Consider the following 12,134-nt stretch of genomic DNA (forward strand, 5'->3'; position numbering starts at 1 on the left):
CTGGCCTCCAAGCGTGCACAAGTCGAATAGAACTCACTCCTGCTCGTGACGAAGCGCCTGGGCGGTGGTGTTCTTGGACGGGCTCTGGCTTGACACCAATAGCGCAGGGGCGCGCTAGCGCACCACTTTGATGTAATCGCCGCGTTTGACCTGATCCTGCAGGGTCATGCCATTGAGAATCGCCAACTCGCTGAGCGTCTTTTCTTCCGTGCGGTAGCCGCGCAGCACCGTGGCCAAATCGCCGGCCTTTTCCACGCGCTCGATGCGCACGCGCAGCGGCTGCTTCTGCAGCGCCGCCTGATTGCGCAATTCATCGAAGCCGACCATCACGCTCTTGAAGGTCGCCGCATAAGTGGGATAAAGCGCGTTGGTGGTGTAACCGTGAAAAACGTAGATGGCGTTGCCCTTTTGGATGAAGTAAGAGAGCAGATGCAGTACGTTGTTTTGTGTCTGCACCTGGGATTCGACCTCATGCGCCGGCAGGCCGTGCACGCGCGTGGCTTGTTCGCGAATGACCTGGGCTTGCGCGTTCTGCACAAAACTGCCGGCCGCTGCCTTGGGGCTGTCGCCGCGGCCCAGGCTGAACTCGATCATGGCGTTCTTCTCGGCGTTCATCATTTGCACCGCGCTCGGCGAGTTCATCAGCGCCCACTTGGCCGGCACCGGAAATTGGAAGCGCAACTCGGGATGATAGAAGACATTGTTCTCGACAAAGCCCTGGCGCGGATCATCGCCATAAACGATGCCATCGATCATGCGCAGATAATCCTTGCGATCCAGCGTCTTGGGCGTGAAGGGAATTTTGGCCTGCCACTCGGCGGCAAGCTGGGCGACGCGGGTTTCGCGCTGGCCGGGATCAGGATGCGTCGACAAAAACACCGGCATGCGGCCGCCGCCGTCATCACTCAGCCGCGCGATGGTGCGGAAAAAACCCGCCATTTCCCGCGCGTCATAACCGAGCTTGGTGGAATACTCCACACCGAGCAGATCGGATTCCGACTCCTGGCTGCGGCTGAATTTCAGAAAGATCAAGCTCAGGCCCAGCTCGGCCACGCCGCTGATCCGGCGAAAATCCTCGGACAGAATATTGCCCAACCCCAGGCCCAACTGCGCGAGCTGCGCTTTGGATTGCTGTTCGGCGCCGTGCCGCGCCACCACGTGGCCGATTTCGTGGCCCATCACGCCGGCCAGCTCCGCTTCGGAATTGAAATGCGCCAAAATGCCGCGGGTGAAATAAACATAGCCGCCCGGCAGCGCAAAGGCATTCACGATCGGGCTGTCCACCACGCGAAAGGTGTACTGCAAATTGGGCCGCTGCGAAACGCGAGCGATGCTTTGGCCAATGCCGTCAACATAGGCGGTCAAATTCGCATCATCGTACAGACCATACTCTGCCACGATTTGGGGATCCGCCTCCTTGCCCAGGGCAACCTCGCTGGACTCACTCATGAGATTGAAAGTCGATTTGCCGGTGACATAGTCCTTGGTGCACGAAACTGACGCCAGCACCGCAACACCGGCCAGCAAGAGCAAAGCCAAACTGCGACGATACATTTTGGTACCTCCGATTTCTTGTACCTTGCAATACCACTCCCGTGACGGAAACGGCTGCCTCACTCCTGCACCCGATTCCACCTCATCACCCAAATGGCGCCGGTGCTGCGTTCGTCGTAAACCAACTGCCGGCTGTCGGGCGACCAACTGCAATTCATTTCCAGTTGCGTGGCGGTCGCCGTCACATTCACCCGGCCGGTGCCGTCGGGATTGATCGTATAGATGTCCGCCTGTTTGAGTTGATGGCCGTCATCCGCGCTGATCAGGAACGCGATTTTCTGGCCGTCCGGCGACCAATGCGGCCGCTCGCCCTGGCCCAATGCTATCACGCCGCTGTCAGTGAGCGAAGAGACAAACAGCCGGCTGCCCAGGGCTTCCGCAACGAGGCGCGTGCCGTCCGGCGCAAGCTCGGCGTTGATGATTTCACCCGCCACCGGCTGCAACACCTGCGTGCTCGTGCCGGCTCCCCTTACCACCACACCCTGCGGTGTCGCAAAAATCAATGGCCGGGTCACTGCGCTCGCAAGTTCCGGCTGAGGCGCCCAAGCGACTTCAAAATATTCCACCCCACGGCCGGCCCACAGCGCGAGGCGGCCCTGCCCGGGCACCCATTGTGGCACACCGGGCATGCGTTTGCGTTCATCGGAAACCAGGGTGCCGGTCCTGGTTTCGATATCATAGACTTTCAGCCCGTGCTGGCGCCGGCGATTATCCCAGCGCGTCACGCGGCCTGCCAGAAACCGGCCGTCTGCCGACCAACTCATCTTGTAGCCCACGGCGTGATCGCCGGTCAATTGCTGCAGGTCGGTGCCCTCCGGCCGCAGGAGCCAGATGCCGTCATAATTGGGCCCGGTGAGCGCAATCCATTCGCCGGTGGGCGACCAAACCGGTTGCATGAACTCCCGGCCGGCGTCGGTCAAACGTTGCCGCTGCGGGCTGCCCGCAATTTGTGGAAACGCGGAAGACGCAGCCAGCAACAACAGGAGCAACAGTCTTTTTCTCATGAAACTCGCTTTCTTCGGCAATCAGCGCACGAGCAACAGCTTGCGCACTGCGGTAAAACTTCCGCTGGTCATTTTCACCAAATAAAGGCCGGAAGCCACGGCCCGGCCGCCCTCCTCGTCGCCGTGCCAGCGCACGCGATGCCGGCCCGCGGCGGCCACACCTGCCAGCAACACGCGCACGCGGCGGCCAGCGGGATCGAAGATCGCCAGCTCCACCGCTGCGGTAGTCGCCATTTCAAATTCAATCTCAGTGGTGGGATTGAAGGGATTGGGATAATTCTGCCGCAGGACGAAGGTCGCCGGCCCAGCGGCCGCAGGCTCATCCACCTTCACACTGCGCGGATGGCCATAAGACAAATCTTCAAAATAAATCTCGCCCGTGGCCGCGCCGGTATTCGACAGGGATAAATCCTCCCAGCGCAAAGGCGCGAGCGTGGCTGCGGCAAACCTTTGTCCCGCCAGATTCACGCTGTCTTTCTGCACTTCGAATTTGAGATTGCGCCAGCCGGTCCAATCCAGGCGTTTCTCCCAAACATAAAGCTGGCCGTCGTTGCCGCGCACATGCCAGCGCAGCGTGTTCCCGCTGGCGTCGCCAAACACCAGCAGGCTGGCGAGGTCATTGTCGCCCAGGACCAGCGCCGCAGCCAGGCTCATGAACACGGCACCGTTGCGATTGGGCACGAACGCATAGCGCAACCGGCCGGCAGTGGAATCACTCACCACGAACAACGGGACGAGTGCAAAATCGGTGGAATCCGCCACGAAGTTGTTGCTGCCGGCATGCTGCCGCGGATCGCTCAGAATATGATCCGTGGCGGAAAACGTGCTGCGCAGCTCCACCACTTCCGGCGCGAGGGCGGTCTTGAATTTCCATTCCAACGCTTGCGGCAGGCGTTTACCCTGCGCGTCGCGCACTTGCTCGGAAAGCTGCACGGTGTAAACCCGGTTGCCCAGCAAATTGCCGACGGGCACCAGACTGTACTTGTACAAATCGTTTTCACGGGAAAGGAAAACCCGCATGCCGGCGGGATTGCCCGGAATCGCAAAGACTTGCAGAGCCGGCGGCAGGAGTGAGGCCATTGCCATTTCGCGATTAAAGCGCATTTCGATGACGTCGCGTACGAAAACCTGTGTCTGCTTGTTGGCCGGCGCGAAATCCACCACCGCCGGCGTTGCAGCGTTGCGCGGCATGGTCGCGAAGCTCCACTGGAACGTGCCGCCCTCCAGGTCATGCCCGAACTGATCGCTCGCCGTGCTGTCGATCGTCACCGTGTAGCGCGTGCCAAACTCGAAGCGAAAATCCGGGGTGAAGAGAAACTCTCTGGGATTGTTGGCGACGGTGCCGAGCACGCCGGCCACTGCCGGCTGCAGGCGAAACGCCGCTTGCACCGAGGCGGTATTCATGTTGCGCGAAAAGGTGATGCGGATCGGCGCATAGACATAGACGTTTTGACCATCCGGTTCCGGGCTGACCTGGCTCACGTGCGGCAGCGCCGTAGGAACCAAACGGCCGTCGGCGGCGCTGAACGCGTGCGCGGCAACCGTCACCGTCGCGGTCAGCGGCAGGTACTCCGGCGCGGCGATTGCCACCGTGTAGGTGCCCGGCGGAAGATCGTCGAAAACATAAACGCCGTTGCGGTTGTTGTCGGTGGTGTAAGTGCGGTTGCCGGGCTGCAGCGTGACCGTGATGCCGTTGAGCCGCGCGCCGTTTTTCGCGTCGCTGATGAGGCCCACCAGCGCGCCGGTGGACATTTTGCCGGCGTTGTAGTATTCAAAAAAGCTCATCGCCAGGGCGCGCGCTTCCATGCGCAAGAAATCAGGATTGCGCATCTTGGCTTCTTCTCCGGGATGGTCGTGAAACGTGCCTTCGGAGAGCTCGCCCGGCATTTGCAGATCGTTCAACACGCCCAGGCTGAAGCCGCCGTTGCAGCCGCCGTAGAAGGTCCAGTCCAGGCGCGTCAAGAAGGAAGAAGTGCGATAGGCCTGGAAGATTCTCTCGGCCATGAGATTGCTCATCACGTCGGATTGGCCCGGCCATTCGGCGCGGCCGGTGCCGGAGCTGCTGCCGTTCGGACAGGGCCGCGCCGGGTCGCGCTTTTCTTCGAGCAGCACCAGCGTGTAGCGCGTGGAGGTGTTGGTGGAGCCGGTGGCGTTGTGATGCACGGAGTGAAACCAGTCCACCCCGAAGTTGTTGGCGATTTGCTCGCGCTGGCTCAGACTGATGTCGCTGGCGTTATTCTGGTGGGTCAGCAAAACCGTGTCCACGCCGGCAGCGGTGAGATAGTTCTTGAGAAAAGTGGCCACGCGAAAATTGATGTCCGCTTCGCGCAGGCCGGTCGGCCCGGCATTCACGCTGCCGGGGCCATGGCCCGGGTCAATGCAAATACTCACGCCCGCGAGATCTTGTGCCGGTAGCGCCCACGGCATCAGGGAAAAACACAGCCACAGCAACGCCCACGCTTTCTTACCCATCATCGAGCGATCCTTCTGGCAGCGGGTGAATGAAATTTCGCAATCTGGAGTAACCGGGCGCCGGTGCTGCAGGCCTCTCCGGCATCCGCCAAGCAACGGCCGCGCACGGCCGCACTTGCCGCCGGGCTAAAAAACCAACTTTTTCCGAGAATATCAAGCGTGAAATCAGAAGGAGAGAGTGCTCCAATTCAGAGACCGCGCAACCCAGCAAGGCCAACCGCCCGGGCGGTAGAGTCCGGTGTCGCCCCGAAAGGAACTCGTGAAGACCCAGGCACAGCCCTGTCATCCCGGAGGGACCTTGTGAATACCTCACCCGCGCCCATTGGTCATCCCGGAGGGACCTTGTCCAGACCAACCTACAGCGCCCAACATTTCACCATTTGGCAACCGCAAAGTATTTCTTTGCGGCTCTGCGTCTCCGCGTGAATTGCTTTGTTTTTTGCTGAGGGAAAGTACCCCACCCACGGCAAACGGCCATGAACCTCTTGCAAACGCAGGCTCACTGCTTGGGCGCTGGCGAGACGGCGGCCTCGCGGCGGGCCGGCTGCGGATCTCTGCCGCTGACGTTGTAGCGATAGCCGATAAAGATGAAAATGATGCCGATCAACTCCGTGACGTACAAAACCTCGGTGTGGCCGAAGCGCGTGAAGGCGCCGCCAATCCCGGGCAGCAACGCCCCGACCGCAATCCAGAGGTTGCCAATGAAGCGGTGATACGTCTGCCGGCGATTGCGGAAACGATAGGCCGACAGCGCCGCACCGCCCACCAAAAAGATGAAGGCGTAGGTGTTGATCACGGGACTGAACAGCCGCACCCACTGCCAGTCCAGCACTTTGCCGGACAAGCGATGGGCCTCCACCAGGGCATGATTCACCGGCGCGGCGAGCACGCACGCGGCCGCGACCACCACCAGCGGCACCAGCAGCAGCGTCAGCCGGTTTGCGGTTTCACGCCGCAACAGCAAATAGACCGTGCCCTGCGCCAGGGGCGCGCCGCCCAGCAAAGCGCCGGCAATATACCAGGCCCGAAAAACCCCTTCGCGCCAGCCGTACAACGTCGTGAAGCCTTCCGTGAAAGTTCCCACGCCGTAAAGCAGAATGCCGGCCGCCCACCACAGCAAATGCGCGCCTTTGCCCTTTTGGCGGTAACGCTGCCAAACGATCCCGGAAAACGCCAGGGCGATGAGGGTGGTGAAAATGGGGAGATAAAGGACGGGTGAGTGCATGCAGCAGTATCGGATGATTTCGGTCGCAAACGTCATTCCGCGGGATCTTCCCCGGCACAGCACCGGCATCCGGCAATGCCGGTCGCCGCCGCCCGGGAAGATGCCCGCGGCCTGAGCGTTCTAACCAGAGGGGGTTTGCAATTCCAAAAGCGCGCTAAAACTCATAGCTCAGGCCGGCAATCCAATGGCGGCCCGGCATGCGATAGCGCGCGAGTTCTTCAAATTGCGAATTCAACAGATTGTTGCAGCTCAGCGAAACCGCGGCGCCTTTCATCAGTCCCGCCACCAGCTTGGTGTTCAACAGCCAGTAGGCCTTAGGCTCGTCGTTGGGATAGAGAAAAACCTCTTCGACCCGGCCGTTGTAGCGGCCGTCGAGATTGAGCTCGTACTTCTTCCAACTGAACGTGCCGCCGAAATTGAGCGCGTGGCGCACACGATAGGCCAGCAAGTCATCGCTGCGGTCCGCGGAACGGTCCACCGCATCGAGATAGGTGTAGCCGGCGCGCAGCCGCAGCCGGCGCTGCAGATAGAAATTTGCGCCCACTTCCACGCCCTGCATCAGCGCGCGGTTCAAATTGCGCACTTGGAACATCGGCTCGAACTGGCCGGGCTGCTGCGGCAGCGACACCCAGTAGATCATGTCGCGATAGCGGTAGTGAAACAGGGCGAGATCGACATCCAGCCAGGTGCCGAACTGGCTGCGGCCGCCGACTTCGAAGGAATTCACGCGCTCGGCCTGCAGATTGGGGTTGGGCACGAACGAGGTGCCGCCGCTGATTTCCTTGCGGAAGAAACGCTCGGCAATCGAAGGCGCGCGAAACGCCTGGCCCGCGAGGCCGCGCAGCGAGGTGTGCTCGGTGAGATGATATACCAAGCCGATCTTCGGACTCACCTGGTTTTGGCGCTTGCCGCCCACCAGAATGTTGTAATCCAGCCGCGCGCCGGTGGTGAGCGTCAGGCGCGGGGTCACGCGCACCTCATCCTGGGCATACACCGCGAAGTTATTGACCTGCTGGTCGCCGTACATGATGCTGTCCGGCGAGCTGACCACGTGATCGATTTGAGCATCCAGGCCGAGAATGAGATCATGGCTCTCGCTCACCTGCCAATCTACCTGGGTAAGGTTGCCGAACTTGTCGGCGTCCACGATGGTGTGCAAACCGTAAGGCTCGTTGCGGGGAATCTGCTGGAACGGGTCATTTTCATTGAAGTAGCTGCGCGCCGCGTTGCGATAGAAATAGAACCGTGAGCCGTATTTCACCCGGGCACTGGGCACTGCCCAATAGTAAAAGTCGGCGTTGAGCGCGCGTTTGACCTGCCGGTTATCCTGAAAGTGCGGCGCCACGCGGAACGGCTGCAGATTGCTCAGCCAGGTGTGGGGATAATCGTTTTTGGAAAGCGTGCCGCCCATGCTCACTTCGAAGTTGCGGTTCTGCCGGAAATCCACCAACAGCTTGCTGTAGAGATCATAGAACTCGTAGGCGCTGCGCTCACGAAAGCCGTCGGATTGTTTGCGGCTGAGATTGAGCAAATAGGATACGCGCTTGTAGCGGCCGCTGTGATTGAAAGCCAGCGCGCTGAGCGTGCCGGGCGTGTCCGTGTGGCGCAGCCCCGCCGGCGGCAATTCATAAAAGCCGTAGCTCGCCTCCACGTGCGTCTTGCGGGCGTAGTTGGGCCGGCGCGTGATCACGTTGACCACGCCGCCCATGGCCGTGCTGCCGTAGAGCGAAGAAAACGCGCCTTTCACGATCTCGATGCGGTCGACGAAATTCAACGGCACCAGACTCCACAACGCGCCGCCGGAATCCGAAGTCAGCGCCGGCCGGCCGTCGATCAACAACAACACGCGGTTGCCCACCCCGCCGCCGGCCACGTCCGAGGAGCCGCGAATCGAAACCGACTGCACGGTGGTGCCGGCCGAGCGAAACACCGAGATGCCCTGCGTCGAGGCCAGGGCCTGATCGAAGGTGGTCACATTGCGCTGGCGAATCTGCAGCGCATCCAGCGTGGCCACGCTCGCGGGCGCCATGTGCGCGGTCTGCTCCTTGCGCGCCGCGGTCACGGTGATTTCATCACCCTGGAGATAGCTTTCCCGCAGATAAAACTCGCGCGCGAGCCGCTGCCCCGCCGCCAGCACGAGATTCGGCACCGCCAGAGCCTCATAGCCCAGGCGGGACAAGATCAGCCGGTACTCGCCCTCGGGCACGCCCGAGATGACAAAGCTGCCGTCGGTGCCGGTGGCGGTGCCCAGCGAGGTTCCTTCCACCACCACATTCACCCACGCCAGCGGCACTTGCTTTTCGGCATCGAGCACGCGGCCGTGAATTTCTCCGGCCCGCGCTGCGGTGCCGTTGCCCGCGGGTTGCGCCCACGCGCCGGACAACAGGCTGCTCAGAATGAGAACACCGGCAATCACGCCCGGCTTGATGAAGACTTTTGGCATGGCAATCACTTTCGTCAGTTGGCCTCGACCCTTGCTGCTACTCCTCCGCGTGCCGGCGGCTGCAGCATTCAACCTTGGCGGCTTCCACTGCGCTCAAACTGCTCAGCCGGCCTCAGGGCGCGAACGCAAAATCCGCCTTGAGGTTCAAACCGGTGTGATCCATTTTGGCGTCGGCAATCACGATCGGCGCCGGCGTGGCGTAGGTCGGCCGGCCGGTGCCCGTATCGATGGACACGCCGCTGTTGTTGGGATCGTTGATATAGATGCCGAGCACCCGTGCACCCGCGGGGTTGGCGGGATCACGCCAGCCGGCCGTGATCGCTTTGTAGGTGCCGCGATTCAAACCTTCGATTTTATAGTTGAACGTCGCCGTGCTGGCGATGGGCAGCGTGGCTGCGGAAGGGGGACCCGCCGGCGGCCACGAGGGCCAAATTGAGATTTGCACTTCGCCGGTGGCCGGCCAGTTTCCCACGAAGGTCACGGTGCCGGAAACCGAACCATATTGTTGCGTGGGAGTGACGGGGTTATCATCTCCGCCGCAGGCAACCAGGAAAACGGAAAGGGCCGCGAGCAAGAGAATCGCTAAGAGAAATCTGCGCTGCATTGCAAAAACTCCTTGGAGAATGGCAAGAATCCGAATTGGCTTTGGCTATAGCTCGCCGCTGTTATTTTCAAACCACATGCCAGCCGCAGCCCGCCGGCGAGTCGGGCCGGCTTTCTGCGCCCCAACTGTTATGAAATCAAACAATTGCATCCGGAGGCTCCGGCCGGGGCTTGCATCTCTTGGGGAAGCGGCGAATTGTCATTTTTGCAAGAGCGGCTTTTCAAAATGAAAAGCGGAGTTTCGCTGTGGAAATCCGGAGGGGCAACCGCTGAAAGTTCAATCGCTGCAAAAGGGCAAAGATTTTCAACCAAGTAAAAACGGAGAAAGCGGAGTTTGTGGTCTTTGCAAAATTCATTTGTTGCAAAAGGAGCAAGAATTCTCTCACCACCAAGGCACCAATACGCCAAGCAAAAAGCTTGGTGCCTTCGTGTCTTGGGGGTAAGCTGTGGTTTCGGCTCGTTCGGATTGGGTTTGAAGAAGATTTTCCAAACGCCACACTCTCTGCTTGCTCAGTTTTCTCCTGTTGATCTCTTAGGGTTGCGCCTTGGCGGCGACGGGGAAATTTTCTTGCGAATGTGGTTTGGGAATGTTTTCTTGTGCACAAGAATTCTTGCCATGCTTTTTCATCGGTATTGGGCGGTGGAGGACTCGAAATGCCGAAAAAACCCCTGTCACTGAATAGCGCAACTCCAGGGAGAGGCCAGAGGAACGATCTATTGAAGCGAATCACGTTCAACCCCAACATCTTTGGCGGCAAACCCGTCATCCGCGGCATGCGGATTTCGGTCGAAATGATTTTGGATTTGCTGAGCCAGGGTGCGACAAGCGACGAACTGCTGGAAGATTTTCCGGCATTGGAAAGGGACGACCTCCGCGCCTGTCTGGCCTATGCGAAAATGGCATGACGGCAGCCATCGGTGGGGGATGTCATTCTGCAAGAATCTTTTTGAGGTCAACCTCGGCGTAAGCATGGTTCAGGACCTGAGGGCCGCGGGTCATGAGGACAGCGAGTATCAAAAAACTGCAAATTCCAGAAAAATCTTCTTGAAAATGTGCCCCCGATTTGCATAATTGCGCCAGTCAAATTGGGGCGGCTGCTCCACGCAACCACCCGGGACGCTGGCAGAAACGAGGAGTTTGAGCATGAATGCTCCATCGTTGCCTTCGGGAAAAGTCGCTTACTCCCCTTCCAAAAATCACGGCCGTTCCGCGCGCGCAGAGATCAAAGCCGCTCTCCGCCGGCTCCCCGGCGCGAATTGGATCATATCGCACACTCTTCAGCGCGCAGGCTCGCTGGTGTTGAATTGCCAGCACCTGTACCCAACCCATCGGGCTGGAACCGAAAAAACCATAAACGCACGCCGAGTTGCCAAAACACAAAGTTGCAGCAAGTCTTTTCTTTGCGGTTTTACGCCTTTGCGTGAATATCTTTGCTTTTGTGCAGTGATTGGACTCTTTTTGACGCCGAGAGCAAGCAACGCTTCAAGACCGTTGAGTTGATCGTGGCGGAAGAGGATTAGCGGGAGCGGCAACGGCTCAGCAGGCGCCATCAACGCCGGCGTTCAATTGGGAAGAGTGGCTTTTTGAGTTGACGGGCATTGATCCGCGCCTGTGTCCCAAGTGTGGCAAAGGCCGGATGGTGAGCAGAGAGATTCTGCCGGCGGTCAAAGTTGTACCGAAGACCGGGTAGAGTTTGATCCGCTGACGGATCGAACTCATCCTGACTCCGTGAGCGGAATAATGTGTGAATCGAAGGCAAAACCTATTTTCAAAAAGCCAAGCGGGGGAAACAGGAGAAGTACGCTCTGTTTTGAAAAAACTGGCATTCGCACCGAAAATCAGGTTCACGAATAGGGTCGATTTCATGCTGTGCGAGCGAATCTACGGAATGGCCTGCAAATATCGCCCGAAAAGACTCAGGTGAATAGATAAAGGCGCGGATTGAATACCCATATCCGCGTGCCCGGAACCGGCATCGTTCAACCCGATTTTATGCGGCATTGAGCCGTGCACGTATTGGGCGCCGTGGGGCAGGATCAGGTTTGTGATTCTACTGAGCATCTCCCCTGCTCAACGCCGCATAAAATCCTAAGTGTTGGGCGGCTCAATACGGTCCATGTGGAAAGGCTTCAAGATGTCAGAAAATTCCTATGATTACTCAACACGCACAGGAGTTCACCCCATTTCGTGGGAGGACTTTCACGGGATCTGTAAAGCCTTTGCTGTGTCAGTATCACATTTCCAGCCTGAAGTCATTGTGCCGATCGGACGCGGCGGTTATTATCCTGGAACCCTGTTAGCTCATCTACTGCAAATCGAAATTTATCCGGTACGTGTTTCACGGCGCATAAATGGCATCGTAAAGTTCAAAGAGCCACAATGGTTCGTGAACCCACCCGCAGAAATTGCTCACCAGCGAGTGGTTGTTGTAGATGAAATCTGTGACAGTGGTGAAACCATCATCAAGGTTAAGGAAAAGTGTCTAGCGCTGGGAGCTTCCATGGTGAAGAGTGCTGTTCTCTATGCTCATACCAAAGCTGTCCATGTGCCAGACTATGTAGGGATTATTACAGACGAACTCTTATTGAATCCTTGGGATCGCGAAGTGTTCCGCAATGGAGGTTTTCATTTCAATCCTGAATATGTGGAAGCCTTGGGGCATCAAGGCGTAGAAGCGAAAGCTGAGCTCCTTATTCCAGCCAAGGTTTTTCGGCTTGCCAAAGAATAAAGCCGCCCAACACAGCGTGCACCCGACTTGGGGTACGCGGCGCGTTTTTGAGCATTTTTCTGGCTCGGACTGAATCCCGTTTTGAGGGCGAGTCCACCCTCCTA

The 12,134-nt window shown here is 59.0% G+C and carries 8 protein-coding genes; 2 read left to right on the plus strand and 6 right to left on the minus strand.

Going from position 1 to position 12,134, the window contains the following annotated elements:
• Nucleotides 1–114: 114 nt before the first annotated feature.
• The 6 genes from L6R21_15180 to L6R21_15205 all read right to left on the minus strand — a co-directional run bounded on the left by L6R21_15180 (nt 115) and on the right by L6R21_15205 (nt 9,302).
• Nucleotides 115–1,554 (minus strand): M48 family metalloprotease, encoded by a 1,440-nt coding sequence (locus L6R21_15180; GenBank protein ID MCK6560535.1) that lies wholly within the window; start codon nt 1,552–1,554, stop codon nt 115–117.
• 59 nt (nt 1,555–1,613) lie between these two features.
• On the minus strand, nt 1,614–2,558 hold the full coding sequence (locus L6R21_15185) for a hypothetical protein (GenBank protein ID MCK6560536.1): 945 nt from the start codon (nt 2,556–2,558) through the stop codon (nt 1,614–1,616).
• Between the two features lie 21 nt (nt 2,559–2,579).
• Complete coding sequence (locus tag L6R21_15190; GenBank protein ID MCK6560537.1) at nt 2,580–5,033, minus strand: Ig-like domain-containing protein; 2,454 nt, start codon at nt 5,031–5,033, stop codon at nt 2,580–2,582.
• A 496-nt stretch (nt 5,034–5,529) separates the two neighbouring features.
• Nucleotides 5,530–6,255 carry a hypothetical protein gene (locus L6R21_15195; protein MCK6560538.1) on the minus strand — a complete coding sequence of 242 codons (726 nt, stop codon included), beginning with the start codon at nt 6,253–6,255 and terminating at the stop codon, nt 5,530–5,532.
• Between the two features lie 154 nt (nt 6,256–6,409).
• Nucleotides 6,410–8,698, minus strand: coding sequence for a TonB-dependent receptor (locus L6R21_15200; protein MCK6560539.1), 2,289 nt, complete (start codon nt 8,696–8,698; stop codon nt 6,410–6,412).
• Nucleotides 8,699–8,810: 112 nt separating this feature from the next.
• A complete protein-coding gene (locus tag L6R21_15205; GenBank protein ID MCK6560540.1) occupies nt 8,811–9,302 on the minus strand; it encodes a hypothetical protein in 492 nt (163 codons plus the stop codon).
• A gap of 653 nt (nt 9,303–9,955) precedes the next feature.
• On the opposite strand from L6R21_15205, the gene L6R21_15210 reads away from it, so the two are divergent.
• Both L6R21_15210 and L6R21_15215 read left to right on the plus strand, forming a co-directional pair.
• Nucleotides 9,956–10,207 (plus strand): DUF433 domain-containing protein, encoded by a 252-nt coding sequence (locus L6R21_15210; protein MCK6560541.1) that lies wholly within the window; start codon nt 9,956–9,958, stop codon nt 10,205–10,207.
• 1,229 nt (nt 10,208–11,436) lie between these two features.
• Complete coding sequence (locus tag L6R21_15215; protein MCK6560542.1) at nt 11,437–12,030, plus strand: hypothetical protein; 594 nt, start codon at nt 11,437–11,439, stop codon at nt 12,028–12,030.
• Nucleotides 12,031–12,134: the final 104 nt, after the last annotated feature.

This window comes from bacterium, from assembly GCA_023150945.1.
Classification (GTDB): Bacteria; Zhuqueibacterota; Zhuqueibacteria; order Zhuqueibacterales; family Zhuqueibacteraceae; genus Coneutiohabitans.